The 24,970-nt window shown below is 52.5% G+C and carries 21 protein-coding genes and 2 pseudogenes; 16 read left to right on the top strand and 7 right to left on the bottom strand.

All coding sequences use genetic code 11. The features are described from left to right. Window positions 1-258: 258 nt before the first annotated feature. Window positions 259-471, bottom strand: a pseudogene (locus CAter10_RS20365) (ATP-binding protein); the annotation flags it as partial. Between the two features lie 89 nt (window positions 472-560). On the opposite strand from CAter10_RS20365, the gene CAter10_RS20360 reads away from it, so the two are divergent. Next, complete coding sequence (locus CAter10_RS20360; protein WP_061534881.1) at window positions 561-2,375, top strand: recombinase family protein; 1,815 nt, start codon at window positions 561-563, stop codon at window positions 2,373-2,375. A gap of 163 nt (window positions 2,376-2,538) precedes the next feature. Here the strand turns inward: CAter10_RS20360 and CAter10_RS20355 are convergent, their stop codons facing one another. Further along, window positions 2,539-3,198 carry a hypothetical protein gene (locus CAter10_RS20355; RefSeq protein ID WP_061534880.1) on the bottom strand — a complete coding sequence of 220 codons (660 nt, stop codon included), beginning with the start codon at window positions 3,196-3,198 and terminating at the stop codon, window positions 2,539-2,541. Window positions 3,199-3,537: 339 nt separating this feature from the next. Between CAter10_RS20355 and CAter10_RS20350 the strand changes: the two genes are divergently transcribed. The 4 genes from CAter10_RS20350 (at window position 3,538) to CAter10_RS20335 (ending at window position 5,016) form a co-directional block, all read left to right on the top strand. Further along, window positions 3,538-3,891: a hypothetical protein gene (locus tag CAter10_RS20350; protein WP_061534879.1), complete on the top strand. Its 354-nt coding sequence runs from the start codon at window positions 3,538-3,540 to the stop codon at window positions 3,889-3,891. Between the two features lie 80 nt (window positions 3,892-3,971). Next, window positions 3,972-4,397: a DUF1249 domain-containing protein gene (locus tag CAter10_RS20345; protein WP_061534878.1), complete on the top strand. Its 426-nt coding sequence runs from the start codon at window positions 3,972-3,974 to the stop codon at window positions 4,395-4,397. After that, window positions 4,390-4,698 (top strand): hypothetical protein, encoded by a 309-nt coding sequence (locus CAter10_RS20340; protein WP_082798007.1) that lies wholly within the window; start codon window positions 4,390-4,392, stop codon window positions 4,696-4,698. The genes CAter10_RS20345 and CAter10_RS20340 overlap by 8 nt, the downstream gene beginning before the upstream one ends. Window positions 4,699-4,803: 105 nt before the next feature. Beyond that, complete coding sequence (locus CAter10_RS20335) at window positions 4,804-5,016, top strand: hypothetical protein (RefSeq protein WP_061534876.1); 213 nt, start codon at window positions 4,804-4,806, stop codon at window positions 5,014-5,016. A 31-nt stretch (window positions 5,017-5,047) separates the two neighbouring features. Here CAter10_RS20335 and CAter10_RS20330 read toward each other — a convergent pair whose 3' ends face one another. Next, window positions 5,048-5,854, bottom strand: coding sequence for a DNA adenine methylase (locus CAter10_RS20330; protein WP_257722430.1), 807 nt, complete (start codon window positions 5,852-5,854; stop codon window positions 5,048-5,050). Between the two features lie 42 nt (window positions 5,855-5,896). Here CAter10_RS20330 and CAter10_RS23185 point away from each other — a divergent pair, with 42 nt between their 5' ends. Continuing rightward, a complete protein-coding gene (locus CAter10_RS23185; RefSeq protein WP_205630271.1) occupies window positions 5,897-6,889 on the top strand; it encodes a DUF7687 domain-containing protein in 993 nt (330 codons plus the stop codon). 195 nt (window positions 6,890-7,084) lie between these two features. On the opposite strand, the gene CAter10_RS20320 is transcribed toward CAter10_RS23185, so the two are convergent. From CAter10_RS20320 to CAter10_RS20310, 3 genes are all read right to left on the bottom strand, one after another. Next, complete coding sequence (locus CAter10_RS20320) at window positions 7,085-7,507, bottom strand: hypothetical protein (RefSeq protein WP_061534874.1); 423 nt, start codon at window positions 7,505-7,507, stop codon at window positions 7,085-7,087. A gap of 83 nt (window positions 7,508-7,590) precedes the next feature. Beyond that, a complete protein-coding gene (locus CAter10_RS20315; protein ID WP_061534873.1) occupies window positions 7,591-8,481 on the bottom strand; it encodes an ImmA/IrrE family metallo-endopeptidase in 891 nt (296 codons plus the stop codon). Then, window positions 8,474-8,797 (bottom strand): helix-turn-helix domain-containing protein, encoded by a 324-nt coding sequence (locus tag CAter10_RS20310; RefSeq protein WP_061534872.1) that lies wholly within the window; start codon window positions 8,795-8,797, stop codon window positions 8,474-8,476. Before CAter10_RS20310 ends, CAter10_RS20315 begins: the two co-directional genes overlap by 8 nt. A gap of 131 nt (window positions 8,798-8,928) precedes the next feature. Here CAter10_RS20310 and CAter10_RS20305 point away from each other — a divergent pair, with 131 nt between their 5' ends. From CAter10_RS20305 to CAter10_RS22650, 10 genes and pseudogenes are all read left to right on the top strand, one after another. Continuing rightward, window positions 8,929-9,234 carry a DUF3892 domain-containing protein gene (locus CAter10_RS20305; protein WP_061535482.1) on the top strand — a complete coding sequence of 102 codons (306 nt, stop codon included), beginning with the start codon at window positions 8,929-8,931 and terminating at the stop codon, window positions 9,232-9,234. A 137-nt stretch (window positions 9,235-9,371) separates the two neighbouring features. Beyond that, window positions 9,372-9,578, top strand: coding sequence for a DUF2188 domain-containing protein (locus CAter10_RS24065; RefSeq protein ID WP_061534871.1), 207 nt, complete (start codon window positions 9,372-9,374; stop codon window positions 9,576-9,578). Window positions 9,579-10,417: 839 nt separating this feature from the next. After that, a complete protein-coding gene (locus tag CAter10_RS23830; RefSeq protein ID WP_236905421.1) occupies window positions 10,418-10,933 on the top strand; it encodes a ShlB/FhaC/HecB family protein in 516 nt (171 codons plus the stop codon). Next, the gene (locus tag CAter10_RS20295) at window positions 10,888-12,228 is read left to right on the top strand and encodes a ShlB/FhaC/HecB family hemolysin secretion/activation protein (RefSeq protein WP_236905419.1); all 1,341 of its coding nucleotides are present in this window, start codon (window positions 10,888-10,890) and stop codon (window positions 12,226-12,228) included. Before CAter10_RS23830 ends, CAter10_RS20295 begins: the two co-directional genes overlap by 46 nt. A gap of 38 nt (window positions 12,229-12,266) precedes the next feature. Then, window positions 12,267-13,930, top strand: a pseudogene (locus tag CAter10_RS20285) (two-partner secretion domain-containing protein). A 2-nt stretch (window positions 13,931-13,932) separates the two neighbouring features. Further along, window positions 13,933-18,801, top strand: a complete 4,869-nt coding sequence (locus CAter10_RS20280) for a beta strand repeat-containing protein (RefSeq protein WP_164840475.1) — start codon at window positions 13,933-13,935, stop codon at window positions 18,799-18,801. Continuing rightward, window positions 18,780-22,478: a hemagglutinin repeat-containing protein gene (locus tag CAter10_RS20275; protein ID WP_061534867.1), complete on the top strand. Its 3,699-nt coding sequence runs from the start codon at window positions 18,780-18,782 to the stop codon at window positions 22,476-22,478. Before CAter10_RS20280 ends, CAter10_RS20275 begins: the two co-directional genes overlap by 22 nt. Then, window positions 22,469-22,885, top strand: a complete 417-nt coding sequence (locus CAter10_RS20270) for a hypothetical protein (protein WP_061534866.1) — start codon at window positions 22,469-22,471, stop codon at window positions 22,883-22,885. The genes CAter10_RS20275 and CAter10_RS20270 overlap by 10 nt, the downstream gene beginning before the upstream one ends. A gap of 147 nt (window positions 22,886-23,032) precedes the next feature. After that, a complete protein-coding gene (locus CAter10_RS20265) occupies window positions 23,033-23,371 on the top strand; it encodes a hypothetical protein (RefSeq protein ID WP_061534865.1) in 339 nt (112 codons plus the stop codon). Further along, window positions 23,320-23,664, top strand: a complete 345-nt coding sequence (locus tag CAter10_RS22650; RefSeq protein ID WP_164840474.1) for a hypothetical protein — start codon at window positions 23,320-23,322, stop codon at window positions 23,662-23,664. The genes CAter10_RS20265 and CAter10_RS22650 overlap by 52 nt, the downstream gene beginning before the upstream one ends. A 69-nt stretch (window positions 23,665-23,733) precedes the next feature. On the opposite strand, the gene CAter10_RS20260 is transcribed toward CAter10_RS22650, so the two are convergent. After that, window positions 23,734-24,327: a tyrosine-type recombinase/integrase gene (locus CAter10_RS20260; RefSeq protein ID WP_061534864.1), complete on the bottom strand. Its 594-nt coding sequence runs from the start codon at window positions 24,325-24,327 to the stop codon at window positions 23,734-23,736. Window positions 24,328-24,970 lie beyond the last annotated feature (643 nt).

The following is a 24,970-nucleotide window of genomic DNA, read 5'->3' as shown; positions in this document are numbered from 1 at the left end:
AAAATATGAAATATATTGCAAATAACAAAATATTCGAGCGGGGGAGTTGAGGATTTAAATTTCGGTGACTGAGATGAGAAGTGCGGATTATTTGAGGGATAAGGTACGTTCGTTAAACTGGTCTACCCAGCCAAACCTGGATCATCAGATGTCGAGCTAGGAAAAGTCGCAAGAGCATCTCAGTGGCTCAACGGTAGTGATTATTAATATAGGGTAGCCGAGATCGATATCTAGTAGCTTTTATCGTTGGAATTCATAACCGCCGACCAGCGCCACCGCGGATGCTGTGTGATGCGGTGCGCGATAAGGACGGATTTTCCATGCCTCTCCAGAAAATCCCTTGGTCAACGATTGCACCGCCGCCGACTCCAGTGCTTCGAGATCGCTCATCGGCGGCAGGATGCCGGGAAAGCGCAGCGCCAGCATCGATTTACCGGTGCCGGGCGGCCCTATCAGCAGGGCACTGTGGCCTATTGAGCCTGTCAAAATTTGGGTTCTATAGGACATAATATAAAGACAATATGTTATATTAAACCCTCTCCCTGCCTACTCATCCTCCTGTGACAATCGCTCCTAAAGCATATTCATACATCCGATTTTCCACCCCTGAGCAACAGACCGGCGATTCGTTCCGGCGCCAATACGAGCTTTCACTTGCCTATGCTGAACTGCATGGCCTTATTCTGGACGAGCGCCTTACGTATCGTGATCTTGGAGTGTCGGCTTTCGACAAGTCAAATGTGCGCGATGGCCAACTTGGTGCATTTCTAAAGGCGATTGAATCTGGGGCTGTGCCGATTGGCTCATACCTGTTGGTCGAATCTCTTGATAGAATATCAAGAGCGAAGATCACCGATGCGCTCGAAATTTTCATGGCAATCATCAATCGTGGCGTTACTCTCGTCACGCTTGCCGACGGCATGGAATACAGCAAAGACAAGATTAATAAGCAATTCACCGACATTATCATTTCCATCGCGATCATGTCCCGTGCTCACGAAGAGTCGCTGATGAAAAGCAAGCGGATCAAGGAAGCATGGCGTTCAAAGCGGGCGAATCTCGACACGAAAAAACTCACATCGCTGGCTCCCGGCTGGTTGGAAATCAGCGAAGATCGATCCAGATATATCCCAGTGCCGCACAAAGTCCAACTCGTGCAGGACATCTTCGACTGGACTCGGAACGGTATGGGAACTGCGTCAGTTGCGAAACGCCTTAACCAGCAAAACGTGCCGACGTTTGGAGCGCGTGCCAAAAACATGTGGCATACCTCATACATTAAGAAAATCCTTTCCAACCGATCAGTGCTTGGAGAGTTTCAGCCACACGTCATGCTCGATGGCAAACGTGTGCCGGAAGGCGAACCTATCCTCGACTACTTCCCGCGCATCATTTCGGATGAGATTTTCTTGTTAGCGACTTCGTCGCAACAGTCACGCAGGGTAGGCGGCGCCGGCCGCAAGGGAGTAGGGCTTTCGAACTTATTTTCCGGCCTGCTCAGGTGTGGCTATTGCCAAGGGTCGATGGTCTACGTGAACAAGGGTCATGTCGGCCCGCGCGGCAAATTGCTCGTGTGCTCAAATGCAAAGGGTGGAAAAGACTGCCACTACGTGCCGTGGGAATATACTTTCTTTGAGAAAAGTATGCTGACGTATTGCACAGGCCTAGATGTAGAACATTTTCTTCAACTGGACGATGCAGCGGCGTCCGAAATCACGTCGCTGGCAGAAAGAATTGCGTTGCTGAAAGCTTCCGTCGAATCCATCCAAAGCAAGGAGTCGAACATTCTTTCTGCAATCGAGTCCGGCGCAAAGTTCCAGCAATTCGAAGTGCGCGCAAGACAGCTTGAGCAGGAGCGCACTCATATAGAATTCGAGTTGCAATCTGCTCAGAAAAAATATGAGCGGTCGGCCAGCATGAAAGTCGATATTGCGGCTCTACGAGCAACCATCGACGATCTCGTATCGCGAATGAATGAACTGACCGGAGACGAACTGTATAACTTGCGGGCCGAGCTCAGCCAGCAGGTTAAGCGACTGATTGGACGAATCATGATTTATCCCGGTGGCTACGTCGAAAAGCCGGTCTATATCGCAGCGCTGAGAGAACACTTACTGTCCAAAAGCTATAGCCCTGATGATATCAACGAGCACATCTCGGCCAAATACAATCTCGTACCGAACCCAGGCAAGCGATTTTTCATCGCCGCGTCTCGTACCGGATCGATTCGAATGATTCAGCCAAGTGCTGAAAATCCTGAGATCCTGCATCTTGAGACGCCCGACGCTGATGTCGCGGCAAACATGCGAATTCACGCAGAAAGCATTGGCCTGCTCAAGCAGGTGCTCGACAACCGAATGAAGGCTGTGCAGTGAAGGATTGTTTGCCAGGGTTCCATTGAAGCCTTTTACGTTGAATTGCTTGAGGTGCGTAGGGAAATTGATAGCGCAAAATTTATTCGCCAAGTACGTTTCATCTAATAAAAAAGGGTGAGAAACCTCACCCTTTAGCCAATATTGCGATTAAGCAACTATATGTCTAGTCAGCGTTATTCATACGGTTTTCGATGTAGCTTTCCCAGTCCTCCGCCTCCTCGGGATCCATCGAGGATTCGCCAGCGTGAATGCTGCATTCGCAATTTTCGTTGAGATGACTCAGACGATAGCGAAGCTCATCCCCGCAGTAATGGCAATGACCATACTCTTCGTTTGTCGAACATTTCGGGCATACCCATTCAACAGGGTCATAGCCATCAATAGATGCATGCTCCGCATCCGCCACTGGCGTCATGTGCGGATTTTTTTCGCCGCAACAAGCACAGGCCGGTGTCAATCCTGTTCTAATGATTCCCGCCATAAGACTAGGTGCAACTTGCTTTAGGGGACTCTCCTTCTGGCGGGAAATGTTGTTAGTCATCTGCTCCATGTTTGGCTTTATGCTCAGGATAATGTTTGGATCATCTGACGAAAAATAATCAGCATTCAGCGCGACTTTGGACTGGTAGCCGAGATAACCAGCTACCGCCTCGTGCAAATGTGCAGGTCCGACATTGAAGCCGTTGCGATGAAGTGTAGTCCGGGAATAATCCACAGCCTCTTTCACAACGTCGACAGTTTGGAACTCTTGGGAATTTTTAGACATGACATAACCTTTCTCAATCGTGACGTGCTCAGCAGCGAGGCGAACCCATGTGATCATTTAATTGCACTGCTTTAGCTGTCACTGGTTGGAAAAGCTAAGTAAGGCGATTGGGTAAGGCAGCTGAATTTAGGTCGATCACGTCCACTGGACAGCTATGCCATTGAGTCCACTATACCGGAAATGGCAGCACTCGGCCAACACTGAAACTGAATTACATCCGTTTCGCGCCTGTACTGATCGGTGCTAACCGAGCTATCTAGTATTTAACTGAATCGAGATTTTGCTTTCCGCCAAATCCCACAAATATTTGCATTATGGCAATAAATCTATGTACGATTTTCGATAGGCTGGATAGAATTTCTCTTGTCGATTTGACAAATAAACAAGGGATTTACTATGAATGCAGCCACCGACAAAAAGCCTACGATTACTCTCGACAAGAGGGTCACCACTACCGATACGGCCTCTCCATTGGTAGACGCCGCGCAATCCAGCGGCGGCACGCCCGAGAAGAACGCCTCCGAAAATCTGCGCGAAGTCATCAAGGCCCTCGATGCCGAGCGCACCGAACTGGTCAAGAACACTATCGAGAACATCAAGCCGGGTAAGCCACTCGACCTGAGTGTAGTCCGCGAAATAAACAAGCTGGAAACGAAGAAGAACCGCCTGATCGTCGCCCGCTTCGCCTCCCTGCTGAAAAAGAGCGGCCCGGAAGTGCAGACCATCGTTCATCAAATCATCGAAATCTAAATTGCTATCGTCAACATACGGCGACTATGGAAGTTTAACTTCTGTGTCGCCTGACGATCATCAACTGTTTAGGGACTACGATGACTCACGACTATTCATTCGAGAACATCCACACTCGAATCTTTCATAGGCTACTCGATGTGATACCTGATTTGCGCACCATTGGTGACATTGGCCTAACTGAAGTAGATGGATTGATGCCACTTACTTTTGACGTCCTAGACCGCACGCACGAAAAGTTGACTATCGCGTTGAGTCACATCGACCGGCACAAATCTGGCGAGGTTTTTACTAGTACGGAAATGACCGTTGCCATCTACCTTGATCGTGATATGGCCGAAGCTCTGACGTATCACGACGCTTATATGTCTGACTCGGTTTATTCGCCACGCAAGAATCACATCGATATTCTGGCAAAACGCGCGCTGAACGACAGTCTGTATACATGGCTCGGCAATCTGATTTCAGAAGGATATTCGATCAAGGCGAAGGACCATGATGAGTGAGGATGTAAAACCGTCACCGGCTAAAGGCAAGCCTTTGTTCTCGCTCGGCCAAGTTGTCGCAACACGTGGCGCATTGAACGCGATGATCGAACTCGGCGTTTCGCCGGATGAATTAATTCATCGGCACATCACTGGCGATTGGGGCGATTTGGGCGCAGAAGATCAACAGCAAAACCTGCTGGCAATACGCTCAGGCATGCGCATATTTTGCAGCTACAAGATTAGTGCTTCGACAAAAATCTGGATCATTACCGAAGCCGACCGTTCGTCAACGACACTCCTGCTGCCGGATGAATATTGAGAGAAAGCCATTCACATCGGTGCCGGCGGCGGAAGACTGACCACATGACCCTCTTAGAAGGGCTTTTTTTATCTATACCAAATGCGACAACCACTGGAGAGCATTATGGAAAGAACCGGTCCAACCCGGGAGCACGTTCGGCTTTGTTTACAGCTTATTCTGCAGGCGCACCTGCACCAGCTGGAAGCCGGACTGACACATCAGAAGGTGCTGGACATCTGCGCGTTACTCGACATGCATAAGGTGCCACCTACGCACGCTGAGCGACTCGATGCACTTCAGGTCGTAGCAGCCCAAGTTCTGCCACTGATGAATTGATTCACACGCCCTGGCACTGGGCCGGGGCTCTTCAATATGTTAGCAGCAAGCGGTCGACCACGTGGTGGTCTTCGGCCGTTTGATCTTTCAGTTGGTAGCGTTTCAGCATCGACGAGCCCAGGTGAACTAATTCCTCACGTTCGAACAACCCATCGGGAATTGGCAGGGACACTTTGTGGTCGCCGGATTTTTTCGTTCCATCCAAACTGACTGCAACGTACACTCCGCGAGCCTTAAGGTCGCCCACGACCTTGAATAGGCGCTCGACGCTGAATGACTGTGCACCATAAATAATAGTCTGGCTGTCCACGTAAGGGCTATCGAAATACGCCAAGTCGCCTGGTTTGGCCAACTTCATCGTTTCTTCGAAGTCCGCGTGCATGAAGCGAGCGCCGCGTGTGCGTGCAGCCCAAATGTGAGCGCGGTCGGCAAAGTTCTCGACGGGCATTGGACGGTGCGGTCCGCATGGCGTGCTCATATGTCCGTCCGATTTGCGGAAGCGCACAACGCCACCATAGCAAACTCGACTCAAGAAGAGCAGGTCGGCACCGCTCGGACTGGCGTTGTAGTCCGCCAGCACCTTTGCATAGGCTTCTTTCTTCCCCATGACGTCAATGAGGGCATGCCGTTCGGCATACCACTGAATTAACTCTTCGGTGTCGTCATGCAGCTTCTGCCAAATCTGAATCAGGGGAGCAAACACGTCGCCCGCAATAGCGACTTTTGGCGCCAAAGTTGCGAGGACGGCTCCACTCCCGATGAATGGCTCGAAATACGTGCCGTACAGCTTAGGGAAGTAACTGCATATCTCCAGCGCGAATTTCTGCTTGTTACCAATCCACTTCAGCAGTTGCCCCTTTAGCGGAGGGAGGGCGGTCTGTTGACGACCAACAACATCGAGGTCAAAGCGGTAGACTGTGGTTGGTCAAGCAAGTTCGACATTGAGGAGACACTTTTGCGAGCAAATAAGGAATTTATCGGATTGGACAAAGGCTTCTGGGCCCATGTCCGTAGTATATCGGAAGCACAAGGCTACACCGTCCGAGGCGCGGGTGTAATCAAGACTTTGACAGCAGCAGGGATTGTAGCAGCGTTTCGCAAGCTGGGACTTTCGAGCGATCATCTGGTTTACGGTGGACAACTGACCGAGCGTGGCGTCGTTCTCTGCCGATATTTTGCATATCGTGCTGACGTGTTGGACAATTTTGTTCAACCGCGTTTGATGGATGCGACGCGCGCGGAAACTGTCTACAACGAATTGAAGGCGCGTTTGCGTCCGAAGCTCAGTGTGACGATGAACAAGCAGTCTGGCGAGATGAAGAAAATCGCTTACCTGACAGCCATCGTAAACATGATTGTCGAGAGCGTGGCCGGCTTGGACGGATTCAATTACAACCCTGGCCAGTTGACGACATTCACTAGAGGCGCTATGCCGCTTCGCACACTGTCCCGGCGAGTCGATGGTGCGCTGCCTGGCGTCGTAAACCCGGTTGCGCTCTGGGAAATCAAGGAGTACTACTACACAACTACTTTCGGCTCTCGTGTTGCGGACGGGGTGTACGAGACGCTCTTAGATGGCATGGAATTAGAGGAAATGCGCGAGCATGAGGGGCGAAACGTAGAGCATATGCTGGCGCTGGACGCGCACTTTACGTGGTGGGTGAAGGGTCGCAGCTACCTTTGCCGAATCATTGACATGCTGCATATGGGGTACGTCGACGAAGTGCTGTTCGGTTACGAGGTGGTTGAACGCCTTCCAAGTTTAGTTCAAGAATGGGTGGCGCTTGCACAACAGCAGGCGCAGGCAATTCACGAGCCACAAATCCGGGGCGCAGATGATGCCGTTCCGGAGGAGGATGGGCAACTTTTCTAAGTATTAGGAGGGTTGTCCGGCACTTTGAATCGCCCGCCAGTTCGTAAATTTCCTATGGTTCAGTGCGGCCACGCCGCACTTTTATTGGTGAGTGACAAATTAAAATACACATATTTAGCAATACAGCAATGGATTCTGCCGATGGGTTAAGTCGCAGATGGCCGCTCGAAAGGCAGACCTGCTTACAAACAGAAGCTATGGTGCCATTTTCTCAATACGACACCCAAATTTAGAATTCAATAAGCGCGCATCCACAAAATTTACCACTACCGGGATAGATTTCATTTGCATAAAAATCGCGTATTGAAATCTATGCAACCCGTGTGCAGGTCCTAGTTTCTCAGTATCGGCGATGATTGTCGCCCAAGGAGGTGCTACAGACTTATTTGATGCAAGAAAATCTAAAAGACCATTCCATTTTACGTCCCCAACAACGTCGGCCTCTATTTCTGCAATGTTTACTGACATTCTGCGATCATCAACAATCTGGCTGAGCTGTTCTAAAGTGAGCCACACTAGCCATGCGCCATCAGTTTGAAAATGTGAATTCAATACGTCCACCGACGGGTGGTCGGGGCCATACAATTTGAAATTTTTGTACGAAAGATTCCACTCCATAAATATTCCTGATTTCTCTTCAATTTCAATGTGGTTGGATTGCCTCACTCAAAATTTATCTACAAAACGTGGAAAAATATAATTCATTTCTTCCAGTTTAATCTTTGGGATTTTTCTGACAGCACCGTGAACGCATCCGACTCAGGCTCTTCCGCGTGATCGGGAGTTGTCGCGCATGGAAAACGAATTAAGAAAATTAACTGTTCGAATTGATCGGACACTATCGCCGATTCTATTGCTTCTTCCGTAGGGTGCCACACTCCAGCTTCCACTCGCCGTGGCGAACGGGAACTCGATGTGTTTTCTTTTAGATAATCGAGCGCCGACGATGGAACCATTTCGCCCGGTGACTTATATGCACCGAGTCGCTTAGCTGACTGGCTGCAAAATGACCACCGAATAAATTCATCGTGGTCGGCCACCACCAGCATTGCAGGCTCAGCAGTAAACTCTAACCACTTCAAGGCCGTAGCCGTTAGCGAAGTCTGGTAGCGTTCGGCGCAATGTCCCAGCAGCTCAAACGATATTTCTTGCCCTTTTATCTGATCGTCGAAATCATTGCGCGGCATCAGCAGATATGACGCAAACGTATTGGCCTGTGATTCGAGCCGCTTAGATTCTAGGCTGCCATAGTCCATCATCTCAGTCACACCGCACTGAAACGTATCGCGTACCTTGCGATGGAGAAGGTAGTGTCCCAGCTCGTGGGCAATCGTAAAATTTATTCGGCCAGGAACAGTGACAGCTTCGTCGTAAGATATGCACCAGTCCTTGTGCTTTTGACGCTTCGACAGCATGCCATCGATTCCACTAATCCCGTGCGGCACGACACAGCCGACTGGATCAGTAGGGAACTTCTGTTTCGTAACTTCGAGAGCGATATCCTTCACGCGCACAGGAAATCCTTGCCCACTTGCCAGCCAGAGCTTGGCTAGTTGAATACCCCATGCAACTGGCGTGGTCGGATCACTCATCGTCGTCGATTGCTTTCAGAAATTTTTCTAGTTGCGCTCGTTTTGTTGCATCTAGCTGCGAGATTCGCCGAAAAAAAACCTGATCGGCATCCGACTCCGCAAAGTCTTGCTTACCGTCATCAAGTAAGAATTCAACAGTGACGCCGAAGACCTCGGCTATGCGAGTAATTTTTTCTGCCGAAGGGCGTACCACTGGCTTATTTTCCAATTCCCAAATGTAACTCTTGCTGGAACCTGTTTTTTCAGCAAGCTGATCCAACGTCAACTTCAATCGTTTCCGCTGTGCTCGTATTTTTTCACCAAGTACAGTTTTCAATTCTAATCCTCCATTTACAATGTTCAGAGTAGACGTATTTTTTTGCTTGACAAGTGAATTCTTTGGGCCGATACTTAAAGTGCGCCTATGCCGAACTTTCCATTTTTGGCGCTTTCATAAAGGGCTTCACCATGGCAACAACAGTTAAATGTACGGCTCGCCGGATGGCGGGAGGCACAGGGCATGAACACATCAGCCACCTCTGGTGGGACAGGGTTGATGAGTCGGGAAATGTAACCGAGCGTGGTAACTGCACGCGGGAAGAAATGGTTACCTACATTGAGAAGAACGGCAATTTTTCGGTATGGTGCCCCGACCGCAATCCTCAACTCACTGGCGCATGGGTGCATGTTCACAATAACGGGCGCATCAAGTATGTCCAAACCGTCGCGGATGGCCGAAAGACCGATAATCTGCTGTCGTTACCTCAGAAATGAAGTCGATTTTCAAGGTATTAGCACTCTGGCCGCATGAGTGCTAAAAAATTCTTGCCTTTCCGAATTTTCCACCTATAGTGGAAAACAGTGCCACGGCACTACATCTAGTATTTTCTTTAAATTGAAAGGAAATTGAAATGGCTGACAAGAGAATGTACGTTGAACAACGTGAACAGGGTGACTATGCCGTCAGGCGAGCAAACTCTGATCGAGCAAGTGATGTGAAGGCAACTCAAGGAGAGGCAATCCAACGCGCCCGCGAGCTGAACAATGGTGTCGCGCCGCACGTTGAGCGTGTACGGCATACATCAAAGGGGAAGCCTGATCAGTGGCGGAAACCTTAATGCGCTTGAAGTAGATCAGGGTCCAGCAGCATTGAGCTGGCGTCCATGTCATTAAATTGATGGCCCTGACTTTCATCTTCCCAAAAATCTTCGCTGTCTGCACGAGCATAACCGTCTGACATCTACCTGCCGCGCACTGACAGCAACATATCGGCACACCTACCAAATTGTCCCTGGCGGCGTCCTGCGATTGTCAGCTTTTGGTCTGGTACATAGTTACCCCCAACCGGCAGGAAATATTTACTAAATGCAATTAGTAAACATGCCTATACCTGGAGCCGCCCTGTTGATGTCTGACGCAAGTTCACCTGGATAGAATATTTAAAAAATTGCTCTATAGAGAATAAATAAACATTCTGGGGAAAATCATGTAAAAAGGTCATTACAGGATATCGGACCTGCATGTAGTAGAGGATGGACTAGAAAAATGCATATGCCCCCCAAGCATGAGATGCCTCGGCCAACTCTTAAATTCCAGATTCAGCCCCCCAGCATGGTGCTAACACAATTCCATACTGTTAAATACTAGACGGCGAGTGTTAGCACCGTCAATTCTGGATACGCCTCCAAACTCGCCAAAATGCAAAGCGTCCAAGGCACGTGGGGGTCGCGGGCAATCGACTACATCAACGTGACGCAAAATAACGCGTTTTTTGCTGCATTTCTATGGATTTTTTTGGTTGCCGATAGCCTGTAAGGCCTATTCCCTTATGGCAATCGTTGTTTTATTGCAACCACAAAGGTGAACTTTGGCAAATTCCTGTCGTTAACCAGCAAATAACATTCAAGTTCTCTCACACTCTCTCTTTCCAAACAAAAACAACAGGAAAGCAGTGGAAATGGGGAAGCGTTTTAGACGTAAGGGGAATCCGTACGGCTTTGCCAAGGGCGTTAGCCTGGCTTTGCTATTGGCCGGCGCCATACCCAACTTGCATGCCCAATCGGTGCAAACGCCCGATAGTGAAGAACAGCGCCGCCGCAGCCAGGCTGAAGCGCAGGAGAGGCAGCGCCAGTTGCAGGCGCCGAACGTCACTTTGCAAGCCGCTACGCCAGCGGAGGACATAGACAGCCTAGCTCTGCCGGCCGAAACTCCTTGTTTTACCATTCATCAATTCGTCCTGGATGTGCCGGCGCAGTTATCGCCATCGGTCCGTGCTGTCGGCGCCAGTGATTTACCGCACGATCCCTTCCGCTTTGCTCAGGATTACCTGCGGCGCTACGATGGCGCTTGTGTTGGGAAAAACGGCTTGAACGTGATCGTCAAGCGTCTGACCAACCGGATTTTAGAGCGGGCTACAGCACTACGCGTGTGGGTATTCCAGGACAAGATATTGCCGCCGGCACCCTCACGTTGACGCTGATCCCTGGTGTGATCCACGCGATTCGCTTTAGCGATCCGAGCCTGTACGGCACTTGGAAGACGGCTTTCCCGACTGGTCCCGGCAAGCTGCTCAATCTGCGCGACCTGGAGCAAGGGCTGGAACAGATGAAACGTGTTCCGAGCCAGGATGTGGACATGCAGATCGTGCCGGGCGATACGCCTGGTGAAAGCGATGTGGTGATTTCGGTAAAGCGCAGCACGCCGTGGAAGCTGACTGGCACGCTGGACGACAGCGGCGCCAAGGGCACCGGTAAGCTGCAAGCGGGCCTGAATCTAGCCGTCGACAATCCCTTGGGACTTAATGATCTGTTCAATATCGGCATCAGCACCGATGCTGACCGCAAGGCTGGCCAGCGCGGCACCACCGGCAACAATATTTACTACGCTATCCCTTTCGGATATTGGAACTTCGCGGTCTCGGGCAGCACCTATGATTATCATCAAGCGGTGGCGCAAGCGAGTCAGCCATTTATTTCTCACGGAAAATCGCGCAATCTGGAACTGAAGATTTCGCAACTGTTCCAGCGTGACCAGCAGCAAAAGAACAGCTGGCAATTCAAAGTCGGCAAGCGCTGGAGCCATGCCTATGTGGATGATGCCGAAATCCAGTTGCAAAACCGCGATACCACTTACGCTGAGCTGGCTTGGGTGCACACCCATTACTTCGGCAGCGCGCAACTGGATCTGTCGATAGCTAACAGATGGGGTGTGAATTGGTTCAACGGTCAGACGTATTTGAAGGATCTCGCCGGACAAGAAAATCCCACCACCAATAACCTGCACTACACCTTGCAGACCATCGACGCCACCTTGAGCGTACCGTTCAAGATCGCTGATCAGCCGGTGACCTACATTGGCACACTGCACGGTCAAACCTCGCGTTCGCAGCTCATCCTGGCGGATCAATTCAGCATCGGCAACCGATACACGGTGCGCGGTTTCGATGGAGAGCTGACCCTGGCCGCTGAACGCGGATTTTATCTGCGCAATGAACTGAATCTGCCAATCGCTAATAGCGGCCAATCTGCCTATGTCGGCCTCGACTATGGACAAGTCTACGGACCTAGTGTTGCCGGTTGGCCGCAGACAGCCGATAGAGCGGGTAATTCTGGTTTGCTCGGCAATAAGCTGGCCGGCGCTGCCCTTGGCTTGCGCGGCGGCTTCTATGGTTTGAGCTATGACGTGTTTTCCAGTTGGGCGCTATACAAGCCGCAAGGTTTCAATACCGCCATGCCTGCTGTTGGCTTCAACTTGACCTATCAATATTAAGTGCTGCAGATTCAAATTCCCTGCATTGGAAAAATAAAATGAACAAGCAAAATTTCCGCGTGATTTTCAGCAAACCACGTAACGCTCTGGTCGTCGTGGCAGAAAATATTTCCAATCAGTCCAAGGGCAGCGGTAGTGAGTCGAGCAGTTCTGGCGTGATTCATGCGCCGCTGATGCGCTTCGCGCACCTGGTCGTTGCTGTCTTAGCGCTGTTCGGATGTGTCAGCGGGGTCAACGCTCAGATCGTCGCCAACCCGAATGCCGCGCCGAACATACGTCCGACCGTGACGCAAACGGCCAGCGGCATTCCCTTGGTGCAGATTGCCAGCCCGAATTCCACCGGCTTGTCGCACAATCAATTTAACTCCTTCTCAGTGGGGAGCCAGGGCGCGGTCCTGAACAATTCCAGAGTGGTTGTCGGAACCCAGCTCGCAGGGCAAATTCAGGGCAACCCCAATCTATCGGGCGGCAGCGCCAACATCATTTTGAATGAGGTGGTGGGGGCAGCCGCAGCCAGTTGAATGGTTATCTGGAAGTGGCGGGCCAGAAGGCGCAAGTCATTATTAGTAACGAAAATGGCATCACATGCAGCGGATGTGGCTGGATCAATACGAGCAGAGGTGTTCTCAGTACGGGTGCGCCAGTCTTTGGCGGCGATGGCAGTCTGCAAGCGTTTCGCGTGACGCGTGGTGATATTCAAATCAACGGCCTCAACGCAGCCAATACGGACCAGACAGATTTAATTTCTCGATCCGTCGCCATCAATGGGCAATTGTGGGCTAACCAGCTCAATGTCATCACGGGCACGAACCAAGTCAATTTTGCTGATTTAGGTGTACAGACCATCCAGAGCGACAATAACAAGCCGACCGTGGCGATAGACGTTGCCTCGCTTGGCGGCATGTATGCCAACAAGATCCGCCTCGTGGGCACAGAAAACGGCGTCGGCGTTAGGAGCCTGGGTGGAATTGCCTCGCAGGCCGGTGATCTGAGCTTGGACAGCCAAGGCCAAATTACCTTGGCCGGCCAAACGAGCGCAGTCGGTTCAGTGACGATACACAGCCATGATGGCGTCGTCAACAGCGGTACGGTATATGGTCAGCAAGCGGTGTTGGTTTCCAGCGACAACCAGGTCGCCAACTCCGGCACGATTGCTTCAAAAAGCGATTTGACCTTATTCGCTGGCAGTATCGCGTCGACTGGCGTGCTGGGTGCCGGCATTGATGCGAACAACCAGGCCAGCCAGCCTGGTAGTGTCAACCTGGTGGCGGCAGGCAGCCTGAGCGCGACCGGCCAGAACGTGGCCGGCGCGAATGTGACGATGAATGGCGCGAGCCTCGATATTTCGCATGCCAGCACCAGCGCGGCGGGGAATGTGGCGTTGACGGCGCGGGCCGGCGATATCAACCATACCGGCGGTAATCTACAGGCTGGTGGCGGCGCGAGTCTCAACGCCAGTGGAGCTATTCTCAACGATGCTGCGGTGATCAATGCCGCGCAGTTGACCAGCACCTCCACCAGCTTGTCGAACCATGGCGGCACGTTAAATCAATCGGGCAATGGCGCTACCAGTATTTCGACCAGCGGCCTGTTGGACAATAGTTCTGGTGCGATCACCACCGCCGCGCAAAACGCGACCCTGCAAGTCGGGGGCTTTCCAACGACGCGGGACAGATCAACCAGACCGGCACGGGCACCTTGACCGTGAACAGCGGCGCACTGAGCAACGTCGCCGGTAACATAGCGACTGGCGGCCAGCTGGCCGTCAATGCATCGAGTTTGAATAATCAGCGCGGTCAAGTGATCGCCGCCGGTGCCGAAAATTTCCAAATAACCGGCAACGTCGCCAATAACCAGGGCATATTGCAATCGGGCACAGGCATGACCGTGCAGGCGGGCGCCATCGATAACAGTGCCGGCCGGATCACGTCCCTTGACACCAGTGGCCTCACACTGTCCACCACCGGTCAACTCACCAATGCGGCGGGCACGACGGCAGGCGGTGTGGCAGGAGGCGTGATTGGCGGTAACGGCAACGTATCCGTGACGGCGGCGAACGCGAGCAACAGCGGCCAGATCACCGCCACCAATAATCTGACCACCAACGTCAGCGGCCTGCTCGACAACAGCGGCGGCCATCTTGCCGCCGGACAGACGCTGCAAGCCAATGCGGCGGCGCTGAAAAATAACGCTGGCGCTATCGATGCGGCCAACGTCGGGTTGACCGTTGCGCAGCTGGACAATTCTCACGGCAAAGTCAGCGCGGACCAGCTGACGATCCATAGCACGAATCTGACCAATGAAGCGGGTCAACTGCTGCAGTTCGGCACGGGCGCCAACGTGATCGATGTCGCCGCTACGCTGGACAACAGTGCGGGCGGCCTGATTCAAACCAATAGCACCGACCTGACGCTGACGCCGCAGACGTTGAACAATTCTGGCGGAACTATTGCGCATGCGGGGTCCGGCACCCTGACGGTGAATACCGGCAGCGGTGCGGTGCAGAATCAAAACGGCAGTATCGCCACGAATGGCCAGCTGGCTGTGACCGCTGGCAGCGTCAATAACCAGGCCGGGAAACTGACGGCCAATGCTGGCGAGACATTGAACGTCGCTGGCGCGCTTAACAACGTGCAGGGAACTGTCCAGGCTGCCAACGCTTTACAAGTGAATGCAGGCAGCATCGATAACAGCGCCGGTCATATGGTGTCGCTCGACGCCAGCGGCTTGACGCTCACCAGCACCGGCCAGTTGACCAATGGCGCCGCTGGCGTGATCGGCGGCAATGGCAATGTAGCGGTATCTGCCGCGAATGCGACCAACGCTGGCAGTATCACTGCCAACAATAATCTGACCACGAATGTCAGCGGCACGTTTGACAACAGCGGCGGTCGCCTCGCTGCCGGCCATGCGTTGCAAGCCAACGCGGGAACAATGGTCAACAACGCCGGTGTGATCGATGCGTCGACTGTCGCGCTCACGATTCCACAGTTGAACAACAGCGGCGGTAAAATTACCGCCGACCAGCTGACAATCCACAGCACGAACCTGACGAATGAAGCGGGGCAGATCGCCCAATTTGGCACAAGCACCAATGTTATTGCTGTCGCCAATGCGCTCGACAACAGCGCCGGTGGTGTCATTCAAACCAATAGCGCGGATCTGACGCTGACGCCGCAGACCCTGAACAACGCCGGCGGTACCATTGCGCTGGCGGGCAGCGGAACGTTGACCGTCACCGCCGCTAGTGGCGTCTTGCAGAACCAGCAGGGCAGCATTGGCGGCAACGGACTGACGAATGTCAGCGCGCTCAGTATTACCAACCAGGGCGGTAGTATTTTTGGTCAGAAAGCCACGACCATCGCCGCCACCCAGGGCGATATCAACAACAGCGCCGGCGGTTATCTGGGCGGCAGCCAGCTGACTGTCAATGCGGCAGGGGCCGTCGACAACACGAGTGGAAAAATAGAAGGCACGCAGTCCGGCCTCACGCTCAGCGCGAACAGCCTCAATAATGCTGCGGGCACTGTCCAGAGTCTGGGCGGTGCGCCGCTCTCGATCACGGCTGCGCAAGGTATCAGCAACGGTGTCGCCAATGGCGTCGGCGGTTTTATCGGCAGTGCTGGCGACGTCGATATCAACGCTGGTCCGGTCGATAACACGGGCGGCACTTTGTATGCGAAAGATGCGCTGACGCTGCAAGCGAACGGCCAGCTGACCAATTCCTACGGCGTGATCCAGAGCGGCAGCAACCTGAGCGCGACCGCCAACGGTGCGGTCGTCAATGCCAATGGCCGTATCGAGGCCAATGGCAGCACGGCGACCATGACGGTCTCTGGCTCCAGCCTGGACAATACCTCGGGCCGCATCGCCAACAGCGGCACTGGTTTGACTAACATCAATGGCGGCAGCCAGATCACGAACACTAACGCCGCCAATACGCCCAATATGGGCACCATCGGCGGCAACGGCGATGTGGCGCTGACCAGTACCAATCTGGATAACAGCAGCGGTGGCCAGGTGATCGCTGCCGGTAATCTGACATTGAACCAGGGTGGCACGGTCAACAACAATGCCGGCAAGCTGTTTGCTGGTAAAAACCTGCAATTGAATCAACCTGGTGCGGCGGTCACCAACGTCGGCGGTGTGGTCAGTGCGACGGGTAATATCAATGTGGCGGTGGCTAGCGTCGACAACACCTTCGGTTTGATTGCGACGACCGCCGGCGCCGGCGGCGATATTGCATTGTCGACCGCTAGTAATTTCAATAATGCGGCGGGGACCATAGCTAGCGATCATAACCTGGCACTGACGGCGCCGACCCTGACCGGTAACGGTAAAGTGGTGGCTGGACAGGATGCGGCGATCAGCCTGCAGGGCGACTATGCCAATATGGCGACAAGCAACCTGTTGGCCGCCAACCGCGATTTAACCTTGTCGATCACCGGCAACTTGACCAATACCGGCAATCTGGAGGCGGTGCGCAATCTGACCTTGAATGCAGCCAATGTCGACAATCAAAGCACCGGCCTCATCAATGCCGGCAATGGCGAGACCGTCATCCATTCGTCCAATGCCGTGACCAACACCGGTCGGATTTACGGCGGCGATATTGCCATCGGTGCGCAAACGCTGACCAACGATGTCGACACGACCACCAATCAGGCCGGCGTGATCGCTTCGCGCAACACGCTGCAGATCGGCGCGCAACAGATCACCAACCGCGAACACGCGCTTATCCAGAGCCTGAGCGACATGGCCCTGGGCGGCGCGCTCGATGCCAACAACAATGTGACTGGTAGTGCCGCCAGCATTCTGAACAGTTCGGCGACCATCGATTCCGGCGGCGCATTATTCCTGCAAACGGCATCTTTGACGAACCAGAATAATCATTTTTCGACGACTCAGCAGGTCGATCCGACGCAAACTACGCACGTGACCGAATACAATCCGTGGTATGACCCGACCATTTGGTATACACCGAATCAAGTGACTTGGGGAGACAGTGGCGACGGTGGCGTCGTGCTGATTGATCCGATGGGCGGCCGTTACGAAAAATTCTCTAAAAAAGACTACACCCAGGAAGTATCTAAAACAGTCGTCACCAGCAGTGACCCTGGCAAGATTAGCTCGGCCGGCAATATGACTCTGTCCGGTAATGTCACCAACGATAAAAGCACGATCATTGCCGGCGGCACCTTGGGCGGCACAACTGGTTCCATCAACAATATCGGTGCGACAGGGACCACAGACACCGTTCAGCACATGACTGCTGGTGAAAATTACTATCACTACGTCGACGGCCATCCGCATCAGAACCACTACGATCTCGTCAATAACGGCGCTGCCTACGATAACGTCTTACCTTCGACCCCGTTGGCCCTGCAGGTCTGGACCGTACAGCAAAACACCCAACCCGTGACCGGCCCGAACCAGGCTGTCGGTAACGGTGTCGGCGGCAATGCTGTGCCGACCTTCGGCGGCCTCTTGGTGGGCGCGAATCAGTCCGGTCTATCGGTTGGCGCCGGCAGCGGTAAATCGGTTGGGAGTGTCGCCGGTGGCGTGGGGGCGACTGGTGTCGGTGGTGGTGCGCAAACCGTCGCCACTGGCAGCGGTAGCGCTGGCCAGGTGACCGCCACGACTGGCAGTCATCAGACTCTCGGCACGCCTACACAGCCGTTGCCGAATCTGGTCTTACCGAATAACCAGCTGTTCACAGTTCACGCACAGCCGGGGCAGCCGTATCTGATCCAAACTGACCCGAAGTTCACGAATTACGGTAATTTCATTTCCAGCGACTACATGCTGGGCTTGCTTGGCTTGAATCCGGCGGTCACCGAAAAACGTCTGGGCGATGGCTTCTATGAACAGAAGTTAGTCACTGACCAGGTCGCTCAGTTGACCGGCAAGCGCTTCCTGGGTGACTACGCCAGTAACGAAGACGAATACAAAGCGCTGATGGTATCTGGTGTGGCTACGGCTAAACAGTTCCAGCTGACGCCAGGCATTGCGCTGACCGATGCGCAAATGGCTTCGCTGACCTCCGATATTGTCTGGATGGTCAATCAGGATGTGACCTTGCCCGATGGCAGTCATGCGCAGGTGCTGGCGCCGGTCGTGTATCTGACGCGTGCCGATGCCGGTGATTTGTCGCCGACTGGCGCGTTGATCTCCGGTAAAGACATCGATCTGACCATCAACGGGACGTTGAAAAACGGCGGCACGCTGCAGGCCTCCAACAACATGATTATTCAGGCGACGGACATTGCCAATACCGGCGATATCCGCAGCACAGGGAAAGACGGCACGACCATCCTGGTGGCGCAGAACGACGTGTTGAACAATGGCGGCAGTATTTCCGGCCACCGTGTCGGCGTGCTAGCCGGACGCGATGTAACGATGGGCACCGATGCTATTTCGGCCACCAGCGTGCAGGGTACGAACACGGTGCTGGGCCGGGTGGCGAGCGTGACCGCCGATCAGTTGTCGATCCAGGCGGGCGCGATGTCAATCTGGTTGCTGCTGCAGTCAATACCACCGGCGACGCGGTATTGTCGGCAGGGCGGGATCTGAACCTCAAGGCGGTGAATACCCAAAGCAGCTATAACGTCGCCTACAACAGCGATAACCATTTGTACCTGAATCAGACCCAAGTCAACGGCACGGCGATCAACGCCGGCGGTAAACTGTCGTTGGTCGCAGGGCAAGATTTGAATGCTGCAGCAGCCACGGCCAATGCCGGCGGTCAGCTGACCGCCGTGGCTGGACGCGATGTGAATATCGGTACTGCGCAGCAGGAAACAACAGCTGACCGGGCGATTCATACCACTTCCAGCGGCATGTTCTCCTCGTCATCCAGCCGTTCGCAACAGAACCTGCACACCACAGACGCCATCGGCAGCAGTTTCACCGGCGACGGCATTGCTATCCAGTCCGGCCGCGATACCACCGTGCAAGGCAGCCAGGTGATCGCCAAGAGCGATTTGAATATCAATGCTGGGCGCGATTTGAATATCGTCAGTGCGCAGCAGACTAGTCAGCAAAGCTTCTCCGCTGAAGAAAAGAAATCCGGTTTCTCCGGTAGCGTATTGACTGGCGTCAGCTTCGGCAGCAATGCGCAGGATCAGCACCAGAATGGTACGAGCGTCAACCAGATCGGCAGCGACGTCAGCGGCGCCAATGTGCACACCAGCAGCGGGCGCGACACTACCATTACCGCTAGCGCCGTGACCGCTGATCAAAACATCGGCATTAACGCCGGACGCAATATCAACGTGCTGGCTGCTGCCAATACACAAACTTCGCAGAGCGACAGTCACAGCAGCGGCACCAGCATCGGTGTCATGGGCGGCGCCAACTTCCGCTTCACGAATTACAGTCAGACTAGCGCGGAACAAAACGGCACCGGCAACAGCACGACGCAGAGCACCAGCCTGATCTCGGCCAATGGCGGTAATCTGAACATGCAAGCCGGACTGGACAAACAATACAAGGGCACCGGACAGGGTAACGTGACCACCCAGGGTGCGGAACTCATTGCCAAGGACAAGCTCAGCATCGGCGGTAATGCCGTTGATTTGCAGGCAATCCAGGACAGCAGCAATAGTCAGTTCCATGCTGAGACCCACAGCGTCACCTTGGGCAGCAGTTTAACGGGTGCTATCGGCGGTGCGCTCACCAACATAGGGGATATGGCGACCGAACGTCAGAACACCAGCAATGACCGCCTCAAGGGCGCGCTGGCCTTGAAAGCGGGCTATGACGCTTACAAACTTGCCGGTGCTCTTCCCGGTGTAGGCAACGCTGTCCAGAATAGCGTCGGCGCAACGCAGGATGGTCTGGTCGGAAAGGACAATCCCGCCAATGCAGGTGCGGGTGCGGGCTTCGGCATCAGCGTCAATCTCGGCACGAGCCAAAGCAAGCAGGACAGCAAGAATAGCGCCACCCAGGCACGCGGCACCACGGCGCAAGCCGGTAGCATTGATATCGCCGCCAGAGAGGGCGATATCAATATGGAAGGCGCCAAGCTGCAGGCGCAAGACATCAGTCTTGATGCCGCTAAAAATATTAACCTGAGCGCAGCCAAGAGCACCGCCGATCTGCAATCTTCCAATAGCGGCAGCAGTGCCGGTATCGGCGCCACGCTCGGCTCCAACGGTCAGCAGACCGGCTTGAGTTTCCAGATTGGTGCATCGGTTTCGAAGGGCCATGCCAACGGCACCGAAACCACCTACGACAACACGCAGATCAGCGCCACCAATCAGTTGAGCGTTAAGAGCGGCGGCGATCTCAACATGAAGGGCGCGCAACTGGCCGGCAACAAGGTGACTGCAGATGTGGGCGGTGATCTCAATATCTGGACCCTGCAAAACGTCAGCAACTTCGACAGCAAGCAGGAAAGCGGTGGCTTCAGTCTGAGTATCTGCGTTCCGCCGATCTGTGTCGGACAAATGGTAAGCGGCAGTGTCAGCTATGCAAAGCAATCAGTTGATCACAACTATCAGAGCGCGGTCGGACAAAGCGGCATCGTTGCTGGCAGCGATGGCTTCGATATCAAGGTCAAGGGCAATACCGACCTGAAAGGCGCAGCCATCACCAGCACGGCCACGCCTGACAAAAACAGCCTGCAGACGGCCAGCTTGACCTATAGCGATCTGACGAACACGCAACATACTGATTCGCAGAGCGTCAGTGCCAGTGCCTCGACCAGTAGCATCGCCAGCAATGTCATGAATAATGTGTTGGGTAATCTGAACGGCGGTATCGGCATGCCAAAGAGCGGTGATCAGACCAGTAGCACCAACAGCGTGATCAGTCCGGCCAATGTCACCATCACTGGTACCGGCGACGGTGCGAAAGATGCGCAGAGCCAGGCGAACGCAACGACGCTGACCAGCCGCGATGCGGCTACGGCGAATCAGTCGCTGGCGAACACCTTGACTCTGCAGCAAGCGCAGGATCTGCAGGCACAACAGCAGAAAGCGCAAGAGAATCAGCGTGCTGCAGGGCTAGTTGGTGCGACGTTGGCCGGTATGGTCGGCGATATGGCACAAGGAAAATGGCCAGACGGTTCCCCGGAAAAGATCGCCTTGCACGGGATCGTCGGATTGATCGAAGCCAAAATCGGCGGCGGTAGCGCTGCCGCTGGTGCTATTGCTGGAATGACGCATGAAGCGATGGTGCCAATTATGAGCGATTATCTGGTCAGCCAAGGCTATAAACCTGGTTCGCAAGCCTTCAACGACATGATGAATCTGGGTGCGACTTTGGTTGGGGCTGCTTCAGGCATGCTGGCTGGCGGTGGCACGCAGGGTGCTACGACTGGCGCGAATGTTGGATTGATTGCGGACCAAAACAATCGCCAATTGCATGAAGATAGCAAGGCTAAAGAAAAAACATTGGCGAAACAACTCGCAGATAAGGCCAATGCACAAGGATTGGTGAAGTCTGACGGGTCGGCGTATACGGCAGGAGATTTTGAGAATGCATTACGCGCGGCGAATAATATCCAACTGGGTGAGACAACCCTAAGTACGGCTGTTGTGCCATTGAACTCAAACACACCGGCAAGCGCTATCTATGACACTACCGGAATGGTGCTGACAGGCGATGGGAAAGGGAATAATTCTCTGGCGCAAAATTCAGCAATGCTGCAAACACCGCCGGCAGATCTGAGAAATTTTATTCAAGCTAATGGCGGTAGTATGTACACGTGGAGTAATGTGGCAACGCCAGGTGCAGTGCCTCAACCATACGTTAATCCGTTTGCGGCGGGCTGGAATACTGGCGAATATTCGACAGGGTTGCCAAGCAACCCATCTAAGCAGCCATTAACATTTACGGTTGGCCCTAACGGGACAATAGTTGTAGGTTATGGTGTTTCAGCTGGAGCGGGGGTATACCTTACCCTCGGCCAAAATACATTTGATACGGGCAGTTACTGGACATATGGCAAAGGTTTTGGTTTTGATCCCTCGGCCAGCATTGCGTTGGGTGCGAACAAAGGTACTGCAGCAGATTTGCGAGGGCAATCTACGAACATTAATTTGGGTGTTGATTTTGGTGGTGTGGGCGCCTCAGGAACGACAGTTATTACTAACGGGCAAGTAGCTGGTGGCGCATATAATTTGGGTATCAGAGGTATTCCGGCAGTACCTGGAGGAACAGCGTCGACCACTTTGATGACTACCTGCACTGTGGGTATAAGTAATGTGGTTTCAGTTGTACAAGGAGCATCGCCATGCAAGTAAAAAAAACAACTATGGCCGGAAAAATTATGTTGCTGATTGCAATTTTTCTAATTGTATTTGTAGTTGTTTCGTCGCTTTTCTATAGTAAGGCGTTAGCGGAGATGCCAGAAGCTCCAATTATATTCAGTATGTTATTTGGTTGGATAACTATTCTCGCAGTTATTGGCGGGATTTCGTGGCTAGTATCCATTGTTTATTTTATTAAAATGGTTTTATCGCCAAAGAATGGGGCATCTCTTGGGGATGCGCCACCACTTAATTCGTTCTACGTATTTTCCAATAAATATCTGAGCGAAGAGGGAATGTTTGCTCGTGGAAGATTGCTGATCGGCGCTGTTGTTGGTGTATCAACGTTTGTTGGCGTGGTGGCAGCAATATTCATATTGCGCCTTTACTATCAATCGTAAAGGAAAACCTGAACTAGCATTAGTTATTCAAGTTAATTTTTCCGATTGCATACACTGGTACGTGGAAACTAGTTGAGGGAATGAAGAATATACCTCGTGAGTGCGACCGCGGGTAGTCACTGCGTCAAAATCGACGCGAGATAATAAATGAACAAACTTGAGCTGATCAATGCGCTGCAAGCGGCGCACAACAAATATTGCCATGAATTTATTAAGGATTTTCCGAAAAGCTATGAGGAAAATCAGATTTTTTTAAACTGGGATAACAAACTATGTGATCTTGCGATAGAGGCCCATTCATGTCTCATCGCCTTGGGAAAAACCGCGCAAGAGCGTTTCTTTCATATCGGTTTTGATATCCTCTATTCTTTCGATAACCCTGTCGATTTATATACCTGGCGTAGCGAGGTTAAAAAAATAAAATCAGCCATGAAATGTATGCCTCAATTGCAATTCGCATTGACGCGGAATTGCAACGCCTTCTAAGAACCGTTGAGCTAGGGGGTGAGCTTGCATATGACAATCTTCAAGCTAACACCTTCCTTGTTTCAAAAGAACGTTACGCTCCCAGAAATTCAGAAAAAAAAGAAAATGCGGTGGAGTCAGAGCAACCAAAAAATTCTCTGTTAGCTAGTCACATTGGGACTGTAAATTTCTACACATCAAATGCAAATGACGTGGCAGCTGTTAGCGGCATTGAAAAGATGGAAAAGGCAAGCGCTATTGGCTCGAATTTTTCTAGTATTATCGGCACTTTGATAAAATTTTTCGGTGCCTAAGATCTGAAATATTAGCTGTCCTGAATTTGAAAGTTCAGGCTACCTTTCGACAGTGATGGCATCGAATGATTAGAATAAATCAGTGCATATCTGTTTCAATCGCACTGGATTATCCTGAACATACTTCGCTGTCATGGCGATACTGGAATGCCCCATCAACGTCGAGACTGCTTTGATGTCTATCCCTTTTTCTATCAATGCTGTCGCGAATGATCGGCGCCCAGAATGGCTTGATGCTCCCTGTAATCGGGCCTCTCGGAACATGCGATGAAATAGCTGTTGCAGAGTGTTCGGCGAAAACGCATCGCCTTTCTGCGATAGGAACAGCGCAGCATCGTAGTTGAACAAAATTCCTTCTTGCTTTTGCCGGTCATGCAAATAGTAACGGAAGGCGTCGATGACCCGAGAGTTCGTTAAAAAAACATGACGCTGTTTCCGGCCTTTGGTCATCGAACTATCGAGGTTGATTTCTTCCAGCAACTCGCCATCGATGCCGAGGACATGCTTCACTTTTAGCGATGCCATTTCTTTGGCGCGTAGTCCGAGTCCAAACGAACAATAGAGCAATGCGATATTCCGTTTTGCATGCGCCTTCTTTTTGACTAAATTTACTACGCGCCTGAATTCTGTCTCCGACAGCACCTTGGCTTGGCCTTCCTTCATAAAGCTCTCCAGAATGTTTATTAAATTGCCAAATTTTCAATCTTAAAAACATTCTATCCAGCCTATTTTGTTTCGTACATCGGAAAGATGGCGCCAGGCATAGGCTTGTTTACTAATTGTTTTAAGTAAACATTTGTACTGACACGCAGAGAGGTTGCCGTCGACCATCAGACCGGCCGTCCTATACGCCGTCAGGACCATTTCTATAGGCCGCCAGATAAGAACATATAAGTAGGCAACTTAAAGTGTGAGGTAGGTACGGCGGATGCCAGTCAGCGGATGAGCGAGATGGTTGCAACATAAATTAACCCGCGCTAAATTGGCATTGACAAAAAGAAACTATTTCTATATGCTTGCTAGCGCTGACAGATTTAATCACCTGTTGGTGGCGATTGTCCGCGGGTTGTCCCCGCCCAAGCCATGTTGATTTGTAGCCAGTCCCGAGCTGGCACGCCGCTTTATGCCGAATTTGGTGGGCGTTAGAAGTTCATGTTTATCCGAGACGTTTTTGGAGGACTGAACACAACTACAAATTTTCATGGACTTTCTATGTCACTTAACATATTCCCTTGTACCACCTCTAAGCCGGTTCAATACCTGCGCAAGCCGTCATTCTTGTATCGCTACGTCTACCATGATTTCG

Origin of the sequence: Collimonas arenae (assembly GCF_001584165.1) — a bacterium.
GTDB lineage: Bacteria > Pseudomonadota > Gammaproteobacteria > Burkholderiales > Burkholderiaceae_D > Collimonas > Collimonas arenae.
The sequence above is the reverse complement of the archived record's forward strand: the minus strand, read 5'-3'. Positions and strand labels throughout refer to the sequence as shown.